The organism is Pseudomonas sp. TH49 (assembly GCF_016650625.1).
GTDB lineage: Bacteria > Pseudomonadota > Gammaproteobacteria > Pseudomonadales > Pseudomonadaceae > Aquipseudomonas > Aquipseudomonas fluorescens_H.
The window spans coordinates 3,600,777-3,626,114 of the sequence record NZ_JAEKFL010000001.1; the positions used below are offsets into that span (position 1 = coordinate 3,600,777).

The window sequence follows — 25,338 nt, forward strand, 5'->3', positions numbered from 1 at the left end:
GATCAGAGCGTAGTCAAACCTCGCGTTTGCGCCTGGCGACTCACTCGACCTGCAACAGAACCTGACGATTTTTTACCTGATCGCCGACCTTGACCTGCACCCGCTTGAGCACGCCGTCGATGCCGGCCTTGAGCGGGTGCTCCATTTTCATTGCCTCCAGCACCACCAGCAACTGACCCTTGCTGACCGTGCTGCCTTCGCTGACCAGCACGTCGACGATGGCACCGTCCATCGGCGCCTTGAGTGTGCCGGAGCTGACGCTGCTCTGACTGCTGATGAGCGCATGAGTTCGATCCTCCAGGCGCAGGCTGCCGGGGTGGGTGAACAGCCAGAGTTCTCCACCATCGACCCGATAGGCGTGACGCTGGCGCAGGCCGTCGACTTCCAGCGTCACCGCGCGCTCGTCGCAATCGATGACGGTCAGCGCCAGCGCGCGCTGCATCACGTTCACGGTGAATCGGCCAGCGCCGTCCGCAAGCAGCTGCAAGGTCCAGTCCCGTTCTTCCACACCGAGACGGTAATTGAGCGGCACGCCGGCATTGTTGCGCCAGCCCTTGAGTGGCGCACGATGCGCCCGCGCGCCAGACTGATAAAACAGCACGGCGGCGATGGCCAGTTCCTCCGCACCGGGGGCGTAGGCGTGCAGGCAAGGGTGGTCAGTGAAGTGCTGAGCAATGAACGCGGTGCTGAACTCGCCGCTGATGAACTCCGGATGTTGCAGCAGGCTGACCAGCAAACGCTGATTGGTCTGCACGCCGAGCAGCACGCTGTCCTGCACTGCGCGCAACAGTTTGCGCCGCGCTTCTTCGCGGGTGGCGCCGTGGGCAATCAGTTTGCCGAGCATCGGGTCGTAGAACGGACTGACCCACTGACCTTCGCGCAAGCCGTGATCGATCCGCGCACCCGGAGTGACTGCCGGTTCCCAGGCCTGGACACGACCGGTCTGCGGCAGGAAATTCTGCGTCGGATCTTCGGCATACAGACGCACTTCCATGGCGTGGCCGTTCAGCGCGACCTGATCCTGAGTCAACGGCAGCGGCTGCCCTTCGGCGACGGCCAATTGCCAGGCGACCAGATCCTGCCCGGTGATCAACTCGGTCACCGGATGCTCGACCTGCAGACGCGTGTTCATTTCCAGAAAGTAGAACTGCCCACGGGCATCGAGCAGAAACTCGACGGTGCCGGCACCTAGGTAATTCACCGCTCGACCAGCCTTGAGCGCCGCTTCGCCCATGGCTTGGCGCAACTCGTGGGTCATCACCGGGCAGGGTGCTTCCTCGATGACTTTCTGATGGCGGCGCTGCACCGAGCAATCGCGCTCGCCGAGGTAAATCAGGTTGCCGTGGTGGTCGCCGAACAGTTGCACCTCGACGTGCCGAGGTTCGATTAGCGCTTGTTCGAGGATCAGTTCATCACTGCCGAAACCGTTCAGCGCCTCGGAGCGGGCGGTGCGCAATTGCGCCGGCAACTCGTCGCTGCTGTGCACCAGGCGCATCCCGCGTCCACCGCCGCCAGCGCTGGCCTTGATCATCAGCGGGTAGCCAATGCGCTCTGCCTCGCGCAGCAAGGTGGCGTCGTCCTGCGCGGCGCCTTGATAGCCGGCAATACACGGTACGCCGGCGTCGAGCATGGCGATTTTCGACAGGCGCTTGCTGCCCATCAGTTCGATGGCCTCGGCGCTGGGGCCGATGAAGGTCAGATTGGCCGCTGCGCAGGCGCGGGCGAATTCGGCATTTTCCGAGAGGAAGCCATAGCCGGGATGAATCGCGTCGGCACCGCTGCGGCGGGCGGCGTCGAGGATCGCCGGGATGTTCAGGTAGGACTGCTGCACCGGTGCGGCGCCGATGTTCACCGCTTGATCGGCCATCTGCACGTGCAGGGCATTGGCGTCGGCATCGCTGAATACGGCAACGGTGCGATAGCCGAGGGCCTGGGCGGTGCGCTGGATGCGGCAGGCGATTTCACCGCGGTTGGCGATCAGGATTTTGTGGATGGCGGGCATGGTCTTGTTCCTGAAATTGTGGCGGTGAATGTGTTGGCCTCATCGCGAGCAGGCTCACTCCTACAGGTTTTGTGAACGACCCAAACCCCCTTGTAGGAGTGAGCCTGCTCGCGAAGCTTTTAAGGGGCCCACCCAGGTTTACGCTTTTGCACAAAAGCCATGGTGCCCTCGATCCCTTCGGCCCCGGTCACCGCTTCGCTGAACCACCGCGCCGCTTCATCCAGCAATTCACTCGAAGGTTGCCCGGCACTGGCCAGCAGCAGCTTTTTGGTTGCCGCATTCGCTTCGGGCGCGCAGCACAGAACATGGTCGATCACTTCATCAAGACGTTCTGCCAGCGCCTGCGGATCCTGCTCGACAAAATGCACCAGCCCCAACCGCCGGGCCTGATGGCCATCGAAGCGCGCGGCGGTCAGTGCCAGGCGACGGGTTTCGGTCAGCCCGATGCGTTGCACCACGAACGGAGCGATCTGCGCCGGCAGCAAACCGAGGCTGGTTTCCGGAAGACCGAATTGCGCTTGATGGTCGGCCATTGCGATATCGCTGACACATGCCAGCCCGAAACCACCACCGAGCACTGCGCCCTGTAAAACGGTGATCAGCACTTGTGGTGCATCCTGAGCTTCTTGCAGCAGGGCTCCAAAGGCGCGGTTCAACTCGCGGTAAGCGTCGGCCCCTTGGGCACGGGCATTGGCCATGTCCTTGATGTCGCCACCCGCACAGAAATGCCCACCGGCACCGCTGAGGACCAGAGCGCGCACCCCGCGGTCATCACGCACTGCCGCCAGCACCGCACGCAGTTCGCTGACCATTTGCAGGCTCATCGCATTGCGGCTTTCCGGGCGATTGAGGGTGATGTGCAGCACGCCGCCGTGCTGTTCCAGCAGCAGCGTCTGGCAGTCGGGCAGGGCGCTCATTTCTTTTTCCCCGGCAGGATGCCCATCAGTTTGCAGATGATCCCCAGCATGATTTCGTCGGCGCCGCCGCCAATCGACACCAGCCGCACATCGCGATAGGCGCGGGCCACCGGGTTGTCCCACATGAAGCCCATGCCGCCCCAATATTGCAGACAGCTGTCGCTGACTTCACGACCGAGGCGTCCGGCCTTGAGCTTGGCCATCGACGCCAGGCGCGTGACGTCCTGACCTTTCACATATTGCTCGGTGGCCTGATAGACCAGCGCCCGCAGGCATTCGATTTCGGTCTGCAATTCGGCGAGGCGGAAGTGAATCACCTGATTGTCGATCAGCGCGTTGCCGAAGGTCTTGCGCTCCTTGCAGTACTCGATGGTGCTGTCGACGCAATATTCCAGGCCCTTGATCATGTTCGCCGCGCCGAACAGGCGTTCTTCCTGGAACTGCAGCATCTGCATCATGAACCCGGCGCCTTCGTGGCCGATGCGGTTGCGCTGCGGCACACGCACGTTATCGAAAAACACCTGGGCGGTTTCCGAGCTGCGCATGCCGAGCTTGTCCAGGTGCGAGCTGAGGCTGATGCCCGGGGTGTTCATCGGCACCATGATCAGCGACTTGTTGATGTGCGGCTTGTCGTCCGAGGTGTTGGCCAGCAGGCAGATGAAGTCGGCACTCGGTGAATTGGTGATCCACATCTTGCTGCCGTTGATCACGTAGTCGTCGCCGTCCTTGCGCGCGCTGGTCTTGAGCCCGGCGACGTCGGAGCCGGCACCGACTTCCGAGACTCCGATGCAGCCGACCTGCTCGCCGCTAATCGCGGGGCGGAGGAATTCGTCGCGCAATTCATCGGAGCCGAAGCGGGCCAGCGCCGGGGTGCACATGTCCGTCTGTACGCCGATCGACATCGGAATGCCGCCGCAGTGGATGGTGCCAAACTCTTCGGCGGCGACAATCGAATAGCTGTAGTCGAGGCCCATGCCGCCGAATTTTTCCGGCTTGGAAATCCCCAGCAGACCGAGGTCGCCGGCCTTGCGGAAAATCTCGTGGATCGGAAAGCGTCCGGCCTGTTCCCATTCATCGACGTGCGGGTTGATTTCGTGCTCGACGAATTGGCGGACGGTGCGGCGCAGTGCTTCGTGTTCCGGGGTGAAGATCATTTTTATTGTTCTCCTTGGGATCCGTGGCAGTCAGAAGCGGCTGACGCCGAAGCTGTTGGGTTGCAGCGTGCGGATGTCGGCTTCGTGGCAGATATCCAGCAGGTAACCGAGCAGGGTGCGGGTATCGCGTGGGTCGATCAGGCCGTCGTCCCACAGGTTGGCGCTGCCGTAGAGCGCGGTGGACTGGCTGTCGAGTTTCTGCGCGGTGACCTGTTCGAGCATGTCGAGCATTTTCGGGTCCGGCACCAGGCCTTCCTTGAGCTGTTTGGCCTCGGTGACGATGCGCAGCACCTTGCCGGCCTGCGCGCCGCCCATCACCGCGGTGCGGCTGTTGGGCCAGGCAAAAATGAAGCGTGGATCGAGACCGCGTCCGCACATCGCGTAATTGCCGGCACCGTAGGAACCGCCGACGACAATCGTCAGTTTAGGCACTCGGGCATTGGCCACCGCTTGAATCAGTTTCGAGCCGTGCTTGATCACGCCTTGCTGCTCGGACTCGGTGCCGACCATGAACCCGGTGGTGTTATGGAAAAACAGCAGCGGCGTCTGGCTCTGGTCGCACAGCTGAATGAACTGCGCGGCCTTGCTCGCCCCGGCGGGGGTGATCGGGCCGTTGTTGCCGATCAAACCGCAGGCGCGACCGTGGATTTTCAGTTGGCCGCAAACGGTGTGTTGATCGAACTCGCCCTTGAATTCAAGGAACTCGGATTCATCGGCAATCCGCGCAATGATTTCGCGCACGTCGTAGGGTTTTTTCGGGTCGTCGGGGATCAGTCCGAGCAGTTCGTCGATCGGGTACAGCGGCGCCTTGTATTGCGGCTCGGGCAGCCACGGCAGTTGCTCGTTCCACGGCAGCATGCGCAGGATCTCGCGCACCAGGCGCACGCCGTCGGCATCGTTCTCGGCCAGGTACTCGGCGGTGCCGGCGACCTGCGCGTGCATCTCGGCGCCGCCCAGCTCTTCATCGGTGGCGACCTCGCCCGTCGCGGCTTTGAGCAGCGGCGGCCCGGCAAGAAACAGCTTGGCCTTGCCGCGTACCACCACCACGTAATCCGACAGCCCCGGTTGATACGCGCCACCCGCCGTGGCCGAACCGTGCACCACGGTAATTTGCGGCAGGCCCATGGCCGACATGCGCGCCTGATTGGCAAAGCTGCGCGCACCCTCGACGAAAATCTCCGCGGCATAGTTGAGGTTGGCGCCGCCGCTTTCGGCGAGGGTGATCACCGGCAGTTTGTTTTCCTGGGCGATCTGTTGCAGGCGCAGGGACTTTTTCAGGCCAGTCGGGGAAATGGTGCCGCCCTTGATCGCGCTGTTGTTGGCCACCACCATCGCGCGTATGCCGGACACGTAACCGATGCCGGCAATCAGGCCACCGCCGGCGGCGCTGCCATCCTTGTCGTCGTGCAGTTTGTAGCCGGCCAGGCTCGCCAGTTCGAGGAACGGTGCGCCGGGGTCGAGCAGCAGATTCAGGCGTTCGCGGGGCAGCAGTTGCCCGCGCTTGTCGAATTTGGCCTTGGCTTCGGCAGCCTTGTTCAGCAGGTTCTGTTCCAGTTGCTGGACGTGCTCGATGGCCTTGAGCATCGCCGCCTGATTGCGGGCGAAGGCCTCACTGTGCGGATCGAGTTGGGACTGGATCTGCGGCATGGCTTACTCCTTGTCCTTGAGGACGTCGGGCAAGTACGCCCGATGGAAACCGTTGAACGACTCGCTGTGGCTCGCCTTGTGCAACGGCCATGCGCGGCTGCCGAGACTGGCCGCGCCATCGATTTTCAAGGTGCTGCCGCTGATGAACGCCGCCGCCGGACTGAGCAGGAAAACGATCGCCGCACTGACTTCCGATTCGGTACCGATGCGCTTGAGCGGCACATGTTCGCGCAGGGTCGGGATCACTGCTTTGAACGCGCCTTCATAAGTGTCCATGCCACTGGATGCGATCCAGCCCGGCGCCACTGCATTGACCCGCACCCCGGCGTAACCCCATTCGAACGCGGCGGTCTTGGTGAAGTTGTCCATCCCCGAACGTGCCGCGCCGGAATGGCCCATGCCGGGCATGCCGCCCCACATGTCGGCGAGCATGTTGACGATGTTGCCACCGTGCTTGCTCATCGACTGGTTGAACACTTCCCGGGCCATCAGGAAGCCGCCGACCAGATTGGTCCGCAGCACGGTTTCGAAGCCTTTCTGATTGATCGAGGCCAGTGGCGACGGGTACTGGCCGCCGGCATTGTTGACCAGACCGTGGATCGGCCCGTGTTCGGCGATCAACTCAGTGACCAGTTGTTTCACCGCTTCCTCATCACGGATGTCGCAGGCTTGCCAGTGCGCGCGGCCACCGTCTTCGGTGATTTCAGCGGCGACCTTTTGCAGTTTTTCCGGCTTGCGCCCGACCAGCAATAGATTGGCCCCGAGCGCCGCCAGTTCATGGGCGGTGCAGCGCCCGATACCGCTGCCGCCACCGGTGACGATGATGTTCTGGCCGCTGAACAGATCGGCACGGAAAATTGACTCATAAGCCATGACGCGAATCCTCTAGTCGAGCTGTTCGGCGATGCTCTGCGGCACCGGGATCTGGATTTCCAGCAACTGCTGGGCGAAGGCCTTGCCCTGTGGATCGATACGCAGACTCGCGACACCGCCACCACCGAGGGCGTTTTCCAGCAGGAAATTCAGGCTGTGGGTGCCGGGCAGGTACCAGCGCTCGACCCGGCCATGAATCGGGTCGAGCACGTGGCTCATCCAGTCGACAATCACTGCCGGGGTCAGCGCTTCGGCGATCCACGGCAGGTATTCGGGGCGACGTGGCAGGACGCCGATGTTGCTGTGGTTGCCCTTGTCACCGGAGCGCGCCACCGCCAGTTTCACCAACGGCACACTGGCGTCGGCACGGCCCTGGGGTTTCGGTGGCTGGTCGGGGGTGGGCAGATCGTGGCTGTCGAGTGGTGTTTGCGCGGGCAGGGCGCAGGGGTGCTGTTCACCGGCCATATCGACTTGCAGGGTGCAGGCGTTTTTATCGATCAGGAACGAAAACAGGCGAATCAACGGATATACCGTCGGCCGTCCGCCGACGATGCCGGTCAGCCCCGGAGCCATGCCGGTGGCAGCCTGGGCGATTTCCCGGGAGAACAGGATCAGCGCCGGTTTCAGTGGATGGCGCACCGCGAGTTTGATCACCACCTCGCGGCTGTCACGACGCTGGCCGTGCGGGCCGTAAGTGGCTTCGCTGCCAAGCAGTTCGATGTCGACTTCGCTGTACGCTGGCCAGCCGCGTTGGCTGAACATTTCCGAGGTCTTGGCGATGATCGCCTGGCTGACGCGCCGCGCCTTGTCCACCGCATCGATACCGGCGATCAGGCAACTGGCGGTGCAGCGGAAACCGTCCGGCCAGGTCGCGCTGACCTTGTATTTGTCGCTGGGCGGCAGGCCTTTGGCGCCGTGGACGTGCACGGCGTTTTTGCCTTGTTGCTGCAGTTTGACCTGAGTGAAATCGCAGACCACATCCGGCAACAGATACGCCTGCGGATCACCGATTTCATAGAGCATCTGCTCGCCAACCGTCAGCGGCGTCACCAATCCGCCGGAGCCTTCGGGTTTACTGACGATGAACTGGCCGTCGGCGCTGACTTCGACGATGGGGAAACCGATGTGTTCGTAATCCGGCACGTCGCGCCAGTCGGTGAAGTTGCCACCGGTGCATTGCGCGCCGCATTCGATGATGTGCCCGGCCAGCGCGGCCTGGGCCAGTTTGTCGTAGTCGTGCCACGCCCAGCCGAACTCATGCACCAGCGCCGCACTGACCACCGCGCTGTCGACCACGCGCCCGGTGATGACGATGTCGGCGCCCAGGCGTAGGGCTTCGACGATGCCCGGTGCGCCGAGGTAGGCGTTGGTCGATACGCACATCGGCGGCAGCGGCGTGCCGTTGAACATTTCGTGGATGCCTTGGGCGGCAAGTTGCTTGAATTGCGGTTGCAGGTCGTCGCCGAGCAGCACGGCGATTTTCAGCTTGACCCCGGCCTTGTCGCAGGCGGCTTGCAGAGCGGCTGCACAGGCTTTTGGATTGATCCCGCCGGCATTGCTGATGACGCGGATTTTCTGTTCAGCCAGTTGCGGCAGCAGCGGCGCGAGCACTTCGACGAAGTCCCCGGCGAACCCGGCCTGCGGGTCCTTCATACGGGCGCCGGCCATGATCGACATGGTGATCTCGGCCAGGTAATCGAACACCAGATAATCCAGCTGTCCGCCGGCCACAAGTTGTGCGGCGGCGGTACTGGTGTCACCCCAGAATGCGCTGGCGCATCCGATCCGAACGGTGGTGGGCATTTTTATCTCCGACTCAGGAACCTGCGACAGAAGTGTCTGGAGGCTACCAAGCAAGCGCTTGGTTTGTAAACCACTGAAATATCTTCTGCCCAAGCGCTTGCTTGGTTGCGGCCCGCGGCTTAAATTGCGCGCAACCCTGCGTGTTCAGGGGGCAACAGACTGATCGACTGTAGGAGAGAACGGGTGGACGAGCAAAAAGCCCTGAGGGTCATGCGCGAACTGGTCGACCAGGGCCAGTTGACCGACCCTGACAGTGCCCGCGGCAAACTGCTGCAAGTGGCGGCTCACCTGTTCCGCAACAAGGGCTACGAGCGCACGACGGTGCGTGACCTGGCGGGGGCGGTGGGGATTCAGTCCGGGAGCATTTTTCATCACTTCAAAAGCAAGGATGAAATCCTCCGTGCGGTGATGGAGGAGACCATCCGCTACAACACCGCGCTGATGCGCGCCGCGCTGGCCGAAGCCACCCATGTGCGCGAGCGGGTTCTGGCGCTGATCCGCTGCGAATTGCAATCGATCATGGGCGGCAGCGGCGAAGCCATGGCGGTGCTGGTCTACGAATGGCGCTCGTTGTCCGAAGACGGTCAGGCCCGCGTGCTGGCCCTGCGGGATGTCTACGAAGACATCTGGCTGCAGGTGCTGGGGGAAGCCAAGGAGGCCGGTTTTATCCGTGGCGATGTGTTCGTTACCCGACGTTTTCTCACCGGCGCGCTGTCCTGGACCACCACCTGGTTCCGTGCCGGCGGCAGCCTGAGCCTCGATCAGTTGGCCGATGAAGCGCTGATTCTGGTGCTCGAAGAGCGTTAACCCACTTTTCTATAAGGTCGGGAAACTGGCTAACTGGGCGAAACCGCCTAGCTTGAATGCATTGATCGGTATTTTTTCGGGGAGTGGGGTGTTTTGAAGTCTTCGCCAATTCGGACGGCCACGGGTCTGGTACTCGTCGCGCTGACGGCATTTTCAGGGTTGCCTGCGCAGGCGGCGCAACTGGTTCGAGTGGGCGCCGCGCACTTTCCCCCTTACACCATTCGCCCGGAAAGCGGCGCCGATACCGGGCTGCTGCCGGAATTGGTCGAAGCGCTCAACGCGTTGCAGACGGACTATCAGTTTGTCTTGGTACCGACCTCGATTCCCCGGCGTTTCGGCGATCTGAAGGAAGGTCGCACCGACATGGCCATCTTCGAAAACCCCGAGTGGGGCTGGAAGGACATTCCACATACCACGGTCGATATGGGCCTGGAAGATGCCGAGATTTTTGTCGCGCAACGCAAAGATGCTCGCCAGGAAAACTATTTCGCCGATCTCAAGGGCAAGCGCCTGGCGCTGTACAGCGGTTATCACTATGAGTTCGCCAACTTCAATGCCGATCCCAAATACCTTGCTGATACGTTCAACGCCACGCTGACCTATTCCCACGACAGCAACCTGTTGATGGTCCTGCGCGGGCGCGCCGACATTGCCTTGGTGACGCGCTCATACCTGTTCGATTATCTGAAGCGCAATGAAAAGGTTAAAGACGAACTGTTGGTGTCGCAGCGCATCGATCAGATTTATCACCACTACGCCATTTTGCGCCCGACTGCACCGATCACCGGCGAGGCGTTCAGCAAGTTACTGCAGGGTTTACGCAACAACGGCCAGATGCTGAAAATCTTCGAGCCGTACAAGATTGCCGTGGTGCCGGTGCCGCAGCCCTGAGCGTTTTTCACCCCGGCGGCTAAATTTCCTCCCTTGGCTCACGTCCCATCGTTGAACTGTCGACGATTATCGTGAGCCCGACCCATGTCCAATCTGAATGACCTGCCTGCCCTGGCCTTGCCTTCGGGCAGCCAATTGGTAGCCGATGCAACTGAAAGCCGTCTGAGCCTGAGCCTGGACGGGCAACCGCTGATTCGCCTGCGTATGGATCGTGACGGCAATGGCCCGATTCAGCTCGATGAGCGTTTTGCCCTGCCGCCCGGCCTGGCGTTGTGGGCGGCCTGTTACTGGTTGTTCGCCCGTGAGCCGGAGCGCCAGCAATTGCTCTGGCAGCTGGATCAGCCACCCACCGAAGCCTTGCTCAGCGGTTTGCTGGTGAGTACCGAGGTGGCCGGTGAGTATCGCTGCGAACGCACACTGTTCTGGCAACTGCCGCAGCCATGGCTCGGCACCTCGTTGAGCGGCAGTTACCCGCAGCAAATGGTGGTCAGCCAGGGCAAGCGCCATCCGCTGCGCCCGGTGAAGCCGCGCGGTGAAGTCTATCGGCGCTTCGATGCGCGTCTCGGTGCGTGGATTTCCCTGCGCACGGTGGAAATCGAGCAGGATCTGGCGCGTTTCAACCGTTGGCAGAACAGTCCGCGGGTCGCCAGTTTCTGGCAGGAGGAGGGCAGTCTTGAGCAGCATCGCGAATACCTGAGCAAGCTCGACGCCGATCCGCACACCCTGACGCTGATCGGGTGTTTCGACGATCAGCCGTTTGCCTATTTCGAAGCCTACTGGGCCAAGGAAGATCGTATTGCGCCGTTCTACGACGCCGACAATTACGACCGTGGCATTCACATGCTGGTGGGGGAGGAGAATCACCGTGGCCCGCACAAAGTCGCGAGTTGGTTGTCGGCGCTGGTGCACTACCTGTTTCTGGATGATTCGCGCACTCAGCGCGTGGTTGCCGAACCGCGTGCCGACAACGCGAAGATGATCGGCCACATGCACAACCAGTGCTTCCACTGCGAGAAGGAATTCGACTTCCCGCACAAGCGTGCGGCGCTGATGATTCTGGGGCGTGAGCGGTTTTTCGATCGGTGCAAGCTGGCCTGAGGTGACAAGGCCTGGGATCTATTGCGGTCTCAAGTCTGCCTTCGCGAGCAAGCCCGCTCCCCCATCGACCTGTGTACGCCGGTCAAATGTGGGAGCGGGCTTGCTCGCGAATGGCTTGACGCCGAATTCAGGGCTTAGCGACGACCCATCGAAGCCGCATCCCCGCGACTGCCCGACACCTTGCGGCAGTGCACCAGCGCATCACGAATCATGAAATTGACCAGGGTCGGCGAGACGCCGAGTTCCTTGGCGATGTCCTTTTGCGGCACCCCGTGCAGGCGGTACATCTCGAAGGCGTAGCGGGTGCGGCTGGGCAGTTCGGTGAGGGCGTCGGCGATGTGTTCCAGTGTCGAGAAATTGATGTGCGAGGTTTCTGGCGAAGCGCCTTGAATGACCACGTTCAACCCTTCCTCTTCCGGGCCTGCGTATTTCTGCTCCAGCGCCTGTTTGCGGTAGTGATCGATGGCCAGATTGCGCACGATCTGGAACAGGTAACTCAATTGAGCCTTGATTGACGACGTGATCGGTGGAGCCGACTGCAGCCGGAAGAACGCATCCTGAACCACGTCTTCGGCGCGCGAACGGCAGCCGGTAATGCGGGCTGCAATCTTCACCAGAATCAGTCGATTGTCGACGAAGGCCTGAAGTAGCGGTGAATCGCACCTGCTTGTGGATACTTGTTCCGTCATGGAAATCACCTTGCTGCCAATAGGTTAGTGGGACGCCTGGGGGACGGGGCCGTCCTACACATCGAGCGACAAATTATGTTGAATGATAATGATTGTCAATTGAGAAAGAGAACTAATGCTCCGTAAAGGTGCGAATCGAGAACTGCGACACACCGCCACACCTCGGCCCCCGTTGGCGATCCTGCGCGCCGACTAATTATTTCCAGACTTCATCCGTTCTCATTGGTGAATGGCTTCGGGCGCACAGCCCCGGCCAGACAGCATTCCGATGCCTCGCGCGGTCGGCACAGACCGCGCCCTGCACGCCCTCGACCGGCGTGACGCAGCAACCCGATTCCACTTAGCAAGCCGAATTCAGGCAGGAAACCTCATGACCGACGCGTTCGAACTCCCCAGCACTCTGGTCCAAGCCCTCCAGCGCCGTGCGGCACAGACGCCGGATCGCCTGGCCCTGCGCTTTCTCGCCGAAACCGAGGAGCAGGGCGTGGTGCTCAGTTACCGCGAACTCGATCAGCGCGCGCGGACCATTGCTGCCGCGTTGCAGGCCCAGGCTGAATTCGGTGATCGCGCGGTGCTGCTGTTTCCCAGCGGCGCGGATTACGTCGCGGCGTTTTTCGGTTGTCTGTACGCCGGGGTGATTGCGGTGCCGGCCTATCCGCCGGAGTCCGCCCGTCGTCATCATCAGGAACGCCTGCTGTCGATCATCGCGGACGCCGAACCGCGCCTGCTGTTGACCAGCGCTGACCTGCGCGATGCCTTGCAGCAAATCGAAGGTGCGCCGCCGCTGCTGTGCGTCGATACGCTCGACAGCGCGCAGGCTGAACGCTGGGTTGAGCCGGCTCTGCCGCAAGATCACATTGCCTTCCTGCAATACACCTCCGGCTCCACCGCGTTGCCCAAAGGTGTGCAGGTCAGCCACGGCAATCTGGTGGCCAACGAGCTGCTGATTCGTCACGGTTTCGGCATCGACGTGAACCCCGATGACGTGATCGTCAGCTGGCTGCCGCTGTACCACGACATGGGCCTGATCGGCGGCCTGCTGCAACCGATTTTCAGCGGCGTGCCGTGCATCCTGATGTCACCTGCGTACTTCCTTGGCCGCCCGTTGCGCTGGCTCGAAGCGATCAGCCAATACGGTGGCACCATCAGTGGCGGGCCGGATTTCGCCTATCGTTTGTGCAGCGAGCGGGTCAGCGAATCGGCGCTGGAACGCCTTGATCTAAGCCGCTGGCGCGTGGCCTATTCCGGCTCCGAACCGATCCGCCTCGACACCCTTGAACGCTTCGCCGAGAAGTTCACCCCGTGCGGCTTCAGTGAAGACAGCTTCATGGCCTCCTACGGTCTGGCCGAGGCGACCCTGTTCGTCGCCGGCACCCCCCGTGGAACCGGAATTCCTGCGCTGCGCGTCGATGATCAGGCGCTGGCGCAAAATCGTGCCGAGCCGGGCGACGGCAGCCCGATCATGAGTTGCGGCATCAGTCAGCCGGAGCATGCGGTGCTGATCGTCGATCCGGTAACGCTAAACGAACTGGCTGACAACCTCGTCGGTGAAGTCTGGGCCGCCGGCCCGAGCATCGCCCACGGCTACTGGCGCAATCCCGAGGCCAGTGCCAAGACTTTCGTCCAGCACGCCGGCCGCACCTGGCTGCGCACGGGTGACCTGGGCTTCAGCCGCGACGGTGAACTGTTCATCACCGGTCGCCTGAAAGACATGCTCATCGTGCGCGGCCACAACCTGTATCCGCAGGACATCGAGAAGACTGTCGAGAACGAAGTGGAGGTGGTGCGCAAGGGCCGCGTTGCAGCATTCGCGGTCACTCAGGACGGCGAAGAAGGTATCGGCATCGCCGCGGAAATCAGCCGCAGTGTGCAAAAAATCCTGCCGCCGGAAGCGCTGATCAAAGCCATTCGCCAAGCGGTGGCCGAGGCCTATCAACAAGCGCCGAGCGTGGTGGTGCTGCTCAATCCGGGCGCGCTGCCGAAGACGTCCAGCGGCAAGCTGCAACGCTCGGCGTGCCGCAATCGTCTGGCCGATGGCAGCCTCGACAGCTACGCGGTGTTCCCGTCCGCCGAGGTGCAAAGTACCGAGTCGACCCTGGCAGCCTCCGAGCTGGAAGCCTTGATCGGCAAGATCTGGGCCGAACAACTCAACGTCATGCAGGTCGGTGCCGACGACCACTTCTTCCTGCTCGGCGGCAACTCGATTGCCGCCACGCAAGTGATCGCCCGAGTGCGTGAAGAACTGGCGCTGGAGCTGAATCTGCGCCTGTTGTTCGAAGCCCCGACCCTGTCCGCGTTCGCCGCTGCCGTGGCGCAGCAGCAACAGGACGGCGGCAGCGCTCAAGGTGCAATAACCACCTTGTCGCGCAGCGAAGCACTGCCGCAATCGCTGGCGCAAAACCGGCTGTGGATCACCTGGCAACTCGACCCGCAAAGCAGCGCCTACAACATTCCCGGCGCCCTGCGTCTGCGCGGCGAGCTGGACGAAGACGTGTTGCGTGCGAGCTTCCAGCAACTGATCGAACGCCACGAATCCTTGCGCACACGTTTCTTCGAACGGGACGGCGTCGCGCTGCACCAAGTCGACGTCGCGCCCGAGTTCAACCTGCAACTGATCGACATCAGCGACCTGCCGGCGCACGAGCGTGAAGCCCGCGCGCAACAGATCCGCGAGGACGAAGCGCGCACCCAGTTCGACCTGGAAAAAGGCCCGCTGCTGTGGGTGACGCTGGTGCGTCTCGACGACGAAGATCACCAGTTGCTGGTGACGCTGCATCACATCATCGCCGACGGCTGGTCGCTGAACGTGCTGATCGACGAATTCTCGCGCCTGTACGCTGCCGCCTCTCAAGGTCAGCGCGCCGAACTCGCGCCGCTGCCGACCCAATACGCCGACTACGGCAGTTGGCAGCGCCAATGGCTGGCGCAAGGTGAGGGCGAGCGGCAACTGGCCTACTGGAAAGCCCAACTGGGCGACGAGCATCCGGTGCTGGAACTGGCCACCGATCATCCGCGTTCGGCCAAACAATTGCACAGCGCTGCGCGCCACAGTGTGCGCCTCGGCGTCAGCCTCAGTGATGCGATCAAGCAGACCGCCCAGGCTCACCAGTCGACGCCGTTCATGCTGTTGCTCTCGGCCTTCCAGAGCCTGCTGCACCGCTATAGTGGTCAGCGCGATATCCGCATCGGCATCCCCAACGCCAACCGTCCGCGCCTGGAAACCCAGGGCCTGATCGGCTTCTTCATTAACACTCAAGTGCTGCGGGCCGAGGTTGATTCACGGCTGTCATTTGTCGAGTTGCTGGCGCAGACCCGCGACGCTGCACTGGGCGCTCAGGCGAATCAGGATCTGCCGTTCGAACAACTGCTCGAGGCGTTCCCGCAGGCCCGCGAGCAGGGTCTGTTCCAAGTCATGTTCAACCATCAGCAGCGCGACTTGAGTGCGCTTAAGCGCCTGCCGGGTCTGCTCGCCGAAGAGTTGCCGTGGCACAGCCGCGAGGCCAAGTTCGACCTGCAACTGCACAGCGAAGAAGATCGCAACGGGCGCCTGACCCTGTCCTTCGACTACGCCGATGAGCTGTTCGACGCAGCGACCATCGCGCGTCTGGCCGAGCACTTCAGCAACCTGCTGCGCACCGTTTGCGAACAGCCGCAACAGGCGATCGGCGACCTGCCATTGCTCACTCCGTGCGAGCACGAACAGCAGCAGGCATGGAGCATCGCCCCGTGCACCCCGGCGCAACAATGGCTGCCGGAACTGCTCAACGAACAGGCGCGGCAGACCCCGGAACGCACCGCGCTGGTGTGGGACGGCGGCAGTCTCGACTTCGCCGAATTGCACGCCCAGGCCAACCGCCTCGCGCATTATCTGCGCGACAAAGGTGTCGGCCCGGATGTGTGCGTGGCGATTGCTGCCGAGCGTTCGCCGCAACTGCTGATCGGTCTGCTGGCGATCATCAAGGCCGGTGGCGCGTATGTGCCGCTGGACCCGGATTACCCCGCCGAGCGCCTGGCTTACATGCTCAGCGACAGCGGTGTCGAGCTGCTGCTGACCCAGACCGCATTGCTCGACCGTCTGCCGGCCAGCGACGGCGTCAGCGTGATCGCCATGGACGCGCTGCATCTGGAGAACTGGCCGAGCCAGGCGCCGGGTCTGCACCTGCATGGCGACAACCTCGCCTACGTGATTTACACCTCCGGCTCCACCGGGCAACCGAAAGGCGTCGGCAACACCCACGCCGCGTTGGCCGAACGTCTGCAATGGATGCAGCACAGCTACCGCCTGAACGACAGCGACGTGCTGATGCAAAAGGCGCCGATCAGTTTCGACGTGTCGGTGTGGGAGTGCTTCTGGCCGCTGATCACTGGCGCACGTCTGCTGATCGCCGGCCCCGGTGAACACCGTGATCCGCATCGCATCGCCCAACTGGTTCAGGAATACGGTGTGACCACGCTGCACTTTGTGCCGCCGCTGCTCGCGCTGTTCATCGACGAGCCGCTGAGCGCCGAATGCACCAGCCTGCGCCAGTTATTCTCCGGCGGTGAGGCGCTGCCGGCGGAACTGCGCAACCGCGTGCTGGCGCAACTGCCGGCGGTGCAACTGCACAACCGTTACGGCCCGACCGAAACCGCGATCAACGTCACCCATTGGCACTGCACCAGCACCGACGGCGAGCGCTCGCCGATTGGCCGGCCGCTGGACAACGTGATCTGCCGCGTGCTCGACGCCGATCTCAATCCGGTGCCGGCCGGTGTGCCGGGTGAACTGTGCATCAGCGGCATCGGTCTGGCCCGGGGTTACCTCGGTCGCCCGGCGCTGACTGCCGAGCGCTTTGTGGTCGATCCACTGGGCGAGCAGGGCGCACGTCTGTACCGCACGGGTGACCGTGCACGCTGGACCGCTGATGGCGTGATCGAATACCTCGGGCGTCTCGATCAGCAGGTCAAACTGCGTGGTTTCCGCGTTGAACCGGAAGAAATCGAAGCGCGCCTGCTGGCCCAGGATGGCGTCGCTCAAGCCGTGGTACTGGTGCGGGAAACCGCCGCTGGCGCGCAATTGATCGGCTACTTCACCGCCATCGATGTCAGCGAAGATCAGGACGCTCAAATCGCTCGTCTGAAAACCGCACTGGCCGCCGAACTGCCGGAATACATGGTTCCGGCGCAACTGATGCGCCTCGACGCAATGCCCCTGAGCCCGAGCGGCAAGCTCGACCGCCGCGCCTTGCCCGAGCCGCAGTGGCAGGTGCGTGAACACGTCGAACCGGTCACCGAACTGGAGCAACAGATCGCCGCGATCTGGCGTGAAGTGCTGGGTCTGCCGCGGATCGGCCTGCGCGACGACTTCTTCGCCCTCGGCGGACACTCGTTGCTGGCCACACAAATCATCTCGCGCAGCCGGCAGGCCTGTGACGTCGAGTTGCCGTTACGCGCGTTGTTCGAGCACAGCGAACTCGGTGACTTCGCCGAGCAGATCCGCCTGATCCAGGCCAGCGGCCAGACCAACCAGCAGCCGCCGATTGCCAAAGTCGATCGCAGCCAAGCGGTGCCGCTGTCGTACTCGCAACAACGCATGTGGTTCCTCTGGCAGATGGAGCCGGACAGCCCGGCGTACAACGTCGGCGGCATGGCGCGCCTGCGCGGGGTGTTGCACGTCGAGCATTTCGAGGCGGCCTTGCAGGCGCTGATCCTGCGCCACGAAACCCTGCGCACCACGTTCCCGAGCGTCGATGGCGTGGCCCGTCAGCAGGTGCATGCCGAGACCGGCGTGCGCATGGGTTGGAAAGATTTCTCGAAACTGCCGGCGGACCAGCGCGAGCAACAGGTCCAGCAACTGGCCGACGAAGAAGCGCATCTGCCGTTCGATCTGGAAAGCGGCCCACTGCTGCGCGCCTGTCTGGTGAAGACCGCCGAGCACGAGCATTACTTCGTGCTGACCCTGCATCACATCGTCACCGAAGGCTGGGCGATGGATATTTTTGCCCGCGAACTCAGCGCGTTGTACGAAGCCTTTGTCGATGACCGCGACTCGCCGCTCGAAGCGTTGCCGGTGCAGTATCTCGACTACAGCGTCTGGCAACGGCAGTGGCTGGAGTCCGGTGAACGTCAGCGTCAACTCGACTACTGGACCGCGCAACTCGGTCGCGAACATCCGCTGCTGGAACTGCCCGGCGACCGTCCGCGTCCACCGGTGCAAAGTCACCAGGGCGAGCTGTTCCGTTTCGACCTGAGCGACGATCTTGCCGCCCGCGTCCGTGCGTTCAATGCGCAAAACGGTCTGACCCTGTTCATGACCATGACCGCCGCGCTCGCCACCTTGCTCTACCGCTACAGCGGTCAGACCGACCTGCGCATCGGCGCGCCGGTGGCCAACCGTATCCGCCCGGAAAGCGAAGGGCTGATCGGTGCATTCCTCAACACTCAGGTGTTGCGTTGCCAGCTCGACGGGCAGATGTCGGTCGGCGAGTTGTTCGAGCAAGTGCGTCACACCGTGATTGAGGGCCAGTCGCATCAGGACCTGCCGTTCGATCATCTGGTCGAAGCGTTGCAACCACCCCGCAGCGCGGCGTACAACCCGCTGTTCCAGGTGATGTGCAACGTGCAGCGCTGGGAATTCCAGCAGAGCCGCATGCTCGCCGGGATGACCGTCGAGTACCTGGCCAACGATGCGCGAGCGACCAAGTTCGATCTCAACCTGGAAGTCACCGACCTCGACCATCGCCTCGGTTGCTGCCTGACGTACAGCACCGATCTGTTCGACGAGCCGACCATCGCACGCATGGCCAAGCATTGGCGCAACCTGCTGGAAGCGCTGATCGCCGATCCGCAACAGCGTTTGAGCCAGTTGCCGCTGCTCGACCAACCCGAGCAGCAACAACTGCTCGACAGCCTCGGTGTCGAACCGGGCGAACGTCGTCTCGATCAATGCCTCCATCACCTGTTTGCCGAACAGGCACTGGCGCGCAAAGACGCCCCGGCCCTGACCTTCGCCGGCCAGACCCTGAGCTACGCCGAACTTGATGCGCGGGCCAATCGCCTGGCCTGGGCCCTGCGTGAGCGTGGGGTCGGCCCGCAAGTGCGGGTCGGTCTGGCGCTGGAGCGTTCGCTGGAAATGGTCGTCGGCCTGCTGGCGATCCTCAAGGCGGGCGGCGCTTACGTGCCGCTGGACCCGGAATACCCGCTCGACCGTCTGCACTACATGATCGAAGACAGCCGCATCGGTCTGCTGCTCAGCGACCGCGCGATGTTCAATGCGCTTGGCGATCTGCCGTCGAACGTGGCGCGCTGGTGCCTGGAAGACGACAGCGCGGCGCTGGCGGATTACCCGGCCACTGAGCTGCCCTTTATCAGCCTGCCGCAGCATCAGGCGTACCTGATCTACACCTCGGGTTCGACCGGCAAGCCGAAAGGCGTGGTGGTGTCCCACGGTGAAATCGCCATGCATTGCCAGGCCGTGATCGAACGTTTCGGCATGCGCCCGGACGACTGCGAGCTGCACTTCTATTCGATCAACTTCGACGCCGCCACCGAGCGTCTGCTGGTGCCGTTGCTCAGCGGCGCGCAAGTGGTGCTGCGAGCGCAAGGGCAGTGGGATGCGGAAGAAATCTGCGGGTTGATCCGCACCCATCGGATCAATGTGCTCGGCTTCACCCCGAGCTACGGCAGCCAGCTGGCGCAGTTCCTCGCCACGCAGAATGAAACTCTGCCGGTGCGGATGATCATCACCGGCGGCGAAGCGCTGACTGGCGAGCACCTGCAACGGATTCGTGCTGCGTTCAAACCGAGTCTGTTCTTCAACGCCTATGGCCCGACCGAAACCGTGGTCATGCCATTGGCCAGTCTCGCCCCGGAAGTGCTGGAAGAGGGCGCCGGCAGCGTGCCGATCGGCAGCGTGATCGGTGACCGCGTGGCGTACATTCTCGACGCCGATCTGGCGTTGGTGCCGCAAGGCGCGACCGGTGAATTGTTCGTCGGCGGTGCCGGTCTGGCGCAGGGCTATCACGACCGTCCGGGGATCAGCGCCGAGCGTTTCGTGGCCGACCCGTTTGCCGCCGATGGCGGACGCATGTACCGCACCGGCGATCTGGTGCGCCAGCGCGCCGATGGTCTGGTGGAATACCTGGGCCGGATCGACCATCAGGTGAAAATCCGTGGTTTCCGCATCGAACTGGGCGAGATTGAAACCCGACTGCTCGATCACCACTCGGTCCGCGAAGCGGTGGTGCTGGCGCTGGATGCGCCGAGCGGCAAACAACTGGTGGGTTATCTGGTCAGCGAAGTCGCCGAGCAGGGCGAAGCGCAACAAGCCGAGTTGCGTGAAGCACTGAAGTCGCACCTCAAGGCACAACTGCCGGACTACATGGTGCCGACGCACCTGATCCTGCTGGCGAGCATGCCGCTGACCGCCAACGGCAAACTCGACCGCCGCGCCTTGCCGGCACCGGATCCTGAGCTGAACCGTCAGCACTACGTCGCCCCGAGCAATGAGCTGGAGCAGACCCTGGCGCAGATCTGGTGCGAGGTGCTCAACGTCGAGCAGGTCGGTCTCAACGACAACTTCTTTGAACTTGGCGGCGACTCGATCCTGTCGATTCAAGTGGTCAGCCGGGCGCGGCAGCAGGGCATTCATTTCAGTCCACGGGATCTGTTCCAGCATCAAACGGTGCAGACCCTCGCCGCTGTCGCCAGCCGCAGCGAGCAAGTCACTGCCGAGCAGGGACTGGTGGTCGGTGAGTCGGCCATGACGCCGATTCAGCACTGGTTCTTCGACACTGATATTCCTGAGCGTCAGCACTGGAACCAGGCGCTGCTGCTGGAGCCGAGCGTGGCGCTGGAACCGCATCGTCTGGAGCAAGCGCTATTGGCGGTGATCGAACAGCACGACGCCCTGCGTCTGCGCTTCACTCAGGCCAACGATCAATGGCAGGCAACGCATCAACCGGTGTCCGACGCCGAGGTGTTGTGGCAGGTGCGGGTGGCGGCGATGGACCAGTGCGCAGCGCTGTTCGCCGATGCCCAGCGCAGTCTCGATCTGCAGAACGGCCCGCTGCTGCGCGCCTTGCTGGTGGATGGTCCGGAAGGGCAGCAACGCCTGTTTATTGCGATCCATCACTTGGTGGTCGACGGTGTGTCGTGGCGCGTATTGCTCGACGATCTGCAAACCGTGTACCGCCAGCTCGATGCCGAGCAGTCGGTAAAACTGCCGGCGAAAACCAGTGCCTTCAAGGACTGGGCGGCACGTTTGCAGGCCTATGCCGGCAGCGAATCGCTGCGCGAGGAACTGAACTGGTGGCAGACCCAACTGGCCGGATCGAGCGCCGAGCTGCCGTGCGAAAACCCGCAGGGCGGACAGCAGAATCGTCACGCGCAAACCGTCAGCGTGCGCCTCGATGCCGAGCGTACCCAACAACTGCTGCAACAGGCGCCGCGCGCCTACCGCACGCAGGTCAACGATCTGCTGCTGACCGCGCTGGCCCGTGTGCTGTGCCGTTGGAGCGGGCAGCCGTCGGCATTGATTCAACTGGAAGGCCACGGCCGCGAAACCCTGTTCGACGAGATCGACCTGACCCGCACCGTCGGCTGGTTCACCAGCGCCTATCCATTACGCCTGACCCCGCACAACATCGAAGAGGCCGCCGGGCAGGGCGCTTCGATCAAGGCGATCAAGGAACAACTGCGCGCGGTGCCGCACAAAGGCCTCGGTTATGGCGTGCTGCGTTATCTGGCCGATGACCTCAGCCAGCGCAGCATGGCGGCGTTGCCGAATGCTCCGGTGACCTTCAACTACCTCGGCCAGTTCGACCAGAGTTTCGCCAGCGATGCGCTGTTCCGTCCGTTGGACGAGCCGGTCGGTGCGGCCCACGATCCACAGGCGCCGTTGCCCAACGAGTTGAGCATCGACAGTCAGGTGTATGGCGGCGAACTGCTGTTGCGCTGGACTTTCAGTGCCGAGCGCTACGAGGCGCAAACCATCAATGATCTGGCCGACGCCTACCTCAGTGAGCTGCAAAGCCTGATCGAACATTGCCTGCAAGAGCAGGCCGGTGGCCTGACACCGTCGGACTTCCCGCTGGCGAAATTGACCCAGGCGCAACTCGATGCCCTGCCGGTGCCGGCGGCGCAGATCGAAGATGTCTACCCGCTGACGCCGATGCAGGAAGGCATGTTGCTGCACACCTTGCTCGAACCGGGCACCGGTCTGTACTACATGCAGGATCGCTACCGCATCAACAGTGAGCTTGATCCCGAGCGTTTCGCCCAGGCCTGGCAAGCGGTGGTCGCCCGTCACGAAGCGCTGCGTGCGTCGTTCTGCTGGAACGTCGGCGAAGACATGCTGCAAGTGATCCACAGCCCGGGGCGCACGCCGATCGAGTACCTGGACTGGAGTGCCGTTGCCGAAGAAGAGCAAGAACCGAAGCTGCAGGCGCTGCTGAAAAGCGAGCGCGAGGCCGGGTTCGATCTGCTCAATCAGGCACCGTTCCACCTGCGCCTGATCAAGGTCGGCGCGGCGCGTTACTGGTTCATGATGAGCAACCACCACATCCTCATCGATGCCTGGTGCCGCTCGCTGCTGATGAACGATTTCTTCGAGATCTACACCGCCCTCGGTGAAGGTCGCGAAGCACAGTTGTCGGTGCCGCCGCGTTACCGCGACTACATCGGCTGGCTGCAACGCCAGAGCCTGGCCGAGGCACGCCAGTGGTGGCAGCAGAACCTGCAAGGTTTCGAACGCACCACGCCGATCCCGAGCGACCGGCCGTTCCTGCGCGAACACGCTGGCGAAAGCGGCGGCATGATCGTCGGTGATCGCTATACCCGTCTCAACGTTGAAGATGGCGCCCGTCTGCGTGAGCTGGCCCAGGCCCATCAACTGACCATCAACACCTTCGCTCAGGCGGCATGGGCCTTGGTGCTGCGACGCCTGAGCGGTGATCGCGACGTGCTGTTCGGCGTGACCGTGGCCGGGCGTCCGGTGGAAATGCCGGAGATGCAACGCACCGTCGGCCTGTTCATCAACAGCATCGCGCTGCGGGTGCAGATCCCGGCGGACGATCAGCGCGCCAGTGTGCGCCAGTGGCTGAGCGCGCTGCTCGACAGCAACATGCAACTGCGCGAGTACGAATACCTGCCGCTGGTGAACATTCAAGAGCAGAGTGAACTGCCGAAAGGCCAGCCGCTGTTCGACAGTCTGTTCGTGTTCGAAAACGCCCCGGTGGAAGTCTCGGTGCTGGACCGCGCGCAGAGCCTCAATGCGACTTCGGACTCCGGTCGCACCCACACCAACTTCCCGCTGACGGCGGTGTGCTACCCGGGTGATGACCTCGGTCTGCATCTGTCGTATGACCAGCGCTATTTCGACGAATCGACCATCGAGCGCATGCTCGGCGAGTTCAAGCGCCTGCTGCTGGTGCTGGTCGAGGGTTTCCACGGCGACATGGCTGACCTGCCGCTGCTGGGGGCCGAGGAACAGGACTTCCTGCTGCACGGTTGCAACCAGAGCGCCCACGACTATCCGCTGGAGCAGAGCTACGTGGCGCTGTTCGAAGCGCAGGTCGCGGCGCACCCGCAGCGCATCGCCGCCACTTGCCTCGATCAGCAACTGAGCTATGCCGCGCTCAACCACAATGCCAACCGTCTCGGTCATGCACTGGTTGCGGCCGGGGTGCAGATGGATCAACCGGTGGCATTGCTGGCCGAGCGTAATCTCGATCTGCTGGGGATGATCATCGGCAGCTTCAAGGCCGGTGCCGGTTACCTGCCGCTGGACCCGGGCCTGCCGAGCCAGCGTTTGCAACGCATCATCGAGCTGAGTCGCACGCCGGTGCTGGTGTGCAGCGAAGTCTGTCGCGAACAGGCGCAGACCTTGCTCGATGAATTCAGCTGCGCCAACCGTCCACGGCTGTTGGTCTGGGAAGAGGTGCAGGCGTTGGCGACGGCGCTGCACAACCCGGGCATTTACAGTGGCCCGGACAACCTGGCTTACGTGATCTACACCTCGGGTTCGACCGGCCTGCCGAAAGGCGTGATGGTCGAGCAGCGCGGCATGCTCAACAACCAGTTGAGCAAGGTGCCGTACCTGAAACTGACGGACGCCGACGTGATCGCGCAGACCGCCTCGCAAAGCTTCGATATTTCGGTCTGGCAGTTCCTCGCCGCGCCGTTGTTCGGCGCGCGGGTGGACATTGTGCCGAACACCATCGCCCACGATCCGCAGGGCCTGCTGGTGCATGTGCAGGCGCAGGGCATCACCGTGCTGGAGAGTGTGCCGTCGCTGATTCAGGGCATGCTCGCCTCCGATCGCCTGAGCCTCGACGGCCTGCGCTGGATGCTGCCGACCGGTGAAGCGATGCCGCCGGAACTGGCGCACCAGTGGCTGCTGCGTTACCCGGACATCGGTCTGGTCAACGCTTACGGCCCGGCGGAATGCTCGGATGACGTGGCGTTCTTCCGCGTCGACCTGGCCTCGACTCGCGGCAGCTATTTGCCGATCGGTACGCCGACCGACAACAACTTGCTGTACCTGGTCGATGGCGCGCTGGAACTGGTGCCGTTGGGCGCGGTGGGTGAGTTGTGCGTAGCGGGGACGGGTGTCGGTCGCGGTTACGTCAGCGATCCGCTGCGCACCGTGCCGGTGTTCGTGCCCAACCCCTTCGGCGCGCCGGGCGAGCGTCTGTATCGCACCGGTGACCTCGCGCGGCGGCGCAGTGACGGGGTGCTGGAGTACGTTGGCCGGGTCGATCATCAGGTGAAGATTCGCGGTTACCGGATCGAACTGGGTGAGATCGAGGCGCGCCTGCACGAGCAACCGGAAGTCCGCGATGCGGCGGTGGGTGTGCAGGAGGGTGTCAATGGCAAGCATCTGGTCGGCTACCTTGTCGCGGCGGATTCGGCGCTAAACCCGAGCGAACGTCTGGAGCGAATCAAGCAACGCCTGCGCAGCGAACTGCCGGAATACATGGTGCCGCTGCACTGGTTGTGGCTGGATCAGTTGCCGCACAACGCCAACGGCAAACTCGACCGCAAGGCCCTGCCGGCGCTGGAGATCGGTCAGTTGCAGAGCCAGGACTACCTGGCCCCGCGCAACGAACTGGAGCAGACCCTGGCCGACATCTGGGCCGAAGTGCTCAAGGTCGATAAGGTCGGCGTGCGCGACAACTTCTTCGAACTGGGCGGGCATTCGCTGCTGGCCACGCAGATCGCCTCGCGGGTACAGAAAACCCTGCAACGCGATGTGCCGCTGCGGGCGATGTTCGAGTGCAGCACGGTGCAGGAACTGGCCGAGTACATCGAAGGCCTGGCGGCCAGTGACATGACCGAGGACAAGGTGGATCGCTTGAATGATCTGATGGCGGAGCTGGAAGGCTTGTAATTCCGGCGTCTTCACCGGCCCCTTCGCGAGCAGGCTCGCTCCCACATGGGTTTTGTGTCGATCACAGATCCCCTGTGGGAGCGGGCTT

Annotated in this window: 11 protein-coding genes; 4 read left to right on the top strand and 7 right to left on the bottom strand. The window is 63.0% G+C overall.

The window, feature by feature from the left end; all coding sequences use genetic code 11:
• Positions 1–40: 40 nt before the first annotated feature.
• The 6 genes from JFU48_RS16410 to JFU48_RS16435 all read right to left on the bottom strand — a co-directional run bounded on the left by JFU48_RS16410 (position 41) and on the right by JFU48_RS16435 (position 8,396).
• Positions 41–2,002, bottom strand: a complete 1,962-nt coding sequence (locus JFU48_RS16410; RefSeq protein ID WP_201136954.1) for an acetyl/propionyl/methylcrotonyl-CoA carboxylase subunit alpha — start codon at positions 2,000–2,002, stop codon at positions 41–43.
• A 119-nt stretch (positions 2,003–2,121) separates the two neighbouring features.
• Positions 2,122–2,919: an enoyl-CoA hydratase/isomerase family protein gene (locus JFU48_RS16415; RefSeq protein WP_201136955.1), complete on the bottom strand. Its 798-nt coding sequence runs from the start codon at positions 2,917–2,919 to the stop codon at positions 2,122–2,124.
• A complete protein-coding gene (atuD, locus tag JFU48_RS16420) occupies positions 2,916–4,073 on the bottom strand; it encodes a citronellyl-CoA dehydrogenase (RefSeq protein ID WP_003226692.1) in 1,158 nt (385 codons plus the stop codon). Before atuD ends, JFU48_RS16415 begins: the two co-directional genes overlap by 4 nt.
• Positions 4,074–4,103: 30 nt before the next feature.
• A complete protein-coding gene (gene atuC, locus JFU48_RS16425; RefSeq protein ID WP_201136956.1) occupies positions 4,104–5,720 on the bottom strand; it encodes a geranyl-CoA carboxylase subunit beta in 1,617 nt (538 codons plus the stop codon).
• A 3-nt stretch (positions 5,721–5,723) separates the two neighbouring features.
• Complete coding sequence (locus JFU48_RS16430; protein WP_201136957.1) at positions 5,724–6,593, bottom strand: SDR family oxidoreductase; 870 nt, start codon at positions 6,591–6,593, stop codon at positions 5,724–5,726.
• A 12-nt stretch (positions 6,594–6,605) separates the two neighbouring features.
• Positions 6,606–8,396: an acyclic terpene utilization AtuA family protein gene (locus JFU48_RS16435; protein ID WP_201136958.1), complete on the bottom strand. Its 1,791-nt coding sequence runs from the start codon at positions 8,394–8,396 to the stop codon at positions 6,606–6,608.
• A gap of 183 nt (positions 8,397–8,579) precedes the next feature.
• Here JFU48_RS16435 and JFU48_RS16440 point away from each other — a divergent pair, with 183 nt between their 5' ends.
• The 3 genes from JFU48_RS16440 to JFU48_RS16450 all read left to right on the top strand — a co-directional run bounded on the left by JFU48_RS16440 (position 8,580) and on the right by JFU48_RS16450 (position 11,192).
• Positions 8,580–9,203, top strand: coding sequence for a TetR/AcrR family transcriptional regulator (locus tag JFU48_RS16440; protein ID WP_103521051.1), 624 nt, complete (start codon positions 8,580–8,582; stop codon positions 9,201–9,203).
• A 93-nt stretch (positions 9,204–9,296) separates the two neighbouring features.
• A complete protein-coding gene (locus JFU48_RS16445) occupies positions 9,297–10,094 on the top strand; it encodes a substrate-binding periplasmic protein (RefSeq protein WP_003226684.1) in 798 nt (265 codons plus the stop codon).
• 84 nt (positions 10,095–10,178) lie between these two features.
• On the top strand, positions 10,179–11,192 hold the full coding sequence (locus JFU48_RS16450; RefSeq protein ID WP_201136959.1) for a GNAT family N-acetyltransferase: 1,014 nt from the start codon (positions 10,179–10,181) through the stop codon (positions 11,190–11,192).
• Positions 11,193–11,326: 134 nt separating this feature from the next.
• Here JFU48_RS16450 and JFU48_RS16455 read toward each other — a convergent pair whose 3' ends face one another.
• On the bottom strand, positions 11,327–11,881 hold the full coding sequence (locus JFU48_RS16455; RefSeq protein WP_003226680.1) for an RNA polymerase factor sigma-70: 555 nt from the start codon (positions 11,879–11,881) through the stop codon (positions 11,327–11,329).
• 370 nt (positions 11,882–12,251) lie between these two features.
• Between JFU48_RS16455 and JFU48_RS16460 the strand changes: the two genes are divergently transcribed.
• Complete coding sequence (locus JFU48_RS16460; RefSeq protein WP_201136960.1) at positions 12,252–25,250, top strand: non-ribosomal peptide synthetase; 12,999 nt, start codon at positions 12,252–12,254, stop codon at positions 25,248–25,250.
• The last annotated feature ends 88 nt before the right edge of the window (positions 25,251–25,338 follow it).

Excerpts from the sequence above, each read along its gene's own strand:
- JFU48_RS16410 (WP_201136954.1), bottom strand. The coding sequence starts at position 2,002 with ATGCCCGCCATCCACAAAATCCTGATCGCCAACCGCGGTGAAATCGCC.
- JFU48_RS16415 (WP_201136955.1), bottom strand. The coding sequence starts at position 2,919 with ATGAGCGCCCTGCCCGACTGCCAGACGCTGCTGCTGGAACAGCACGGC.
- atuD (WP_003226692.1), bottom strand. The coding sequence starts at position 4,073 with ATGATCTTCACCCCGGAACACGAAGCACTGCGCCGCACCGTCCGCCAA.
- atuC (WP_201136956.1), bottom strand. The coding sequence starts at position 5,720 with ATGCCGCAGATCCAGTCCCAACTCGATCCGCACAGTGAGGCCTTCGCC.
- JFU48_RS16430 (WP_201136957.1), bottom strand. The coding sequence starts at position 6,593 with ATGGCTTATGAGTCAATTTTCCGTGCCGATCTGTTCAGCGGCCAGAAC.
- JFU48_RS16435 (WP_201136958.1), bottom strand. The coding sequence starts at position 8,396 with ATGCCCACCACCGTTCGGATCGGATGCGCCAGCGCATTCTGGGGTGAC.
- JFU48_RS16450 (WP_201136959.1), top strand. The coding sequence starts at position 10,179 with ATGTCCAATCTGAATGACCTGCCTGCCCTGGCCTTGCCTTCGGGCAGC.
- JFU48_RS16455 (WP_003226680.1), bottom strand. The coding sequence starts at position 11,881 with ATGACGGAACAAGTATCCACAAGCAGGTGCGATTCACCGCTACTTCAG.
- JFU48_RS16460 (WP_201136960.1), top strand. The coding sequence starts at position 12,252 with ATGACCGACGCGTTCGAACTCCCCAGCACTCTGGTCCAAGCCCTCCAG.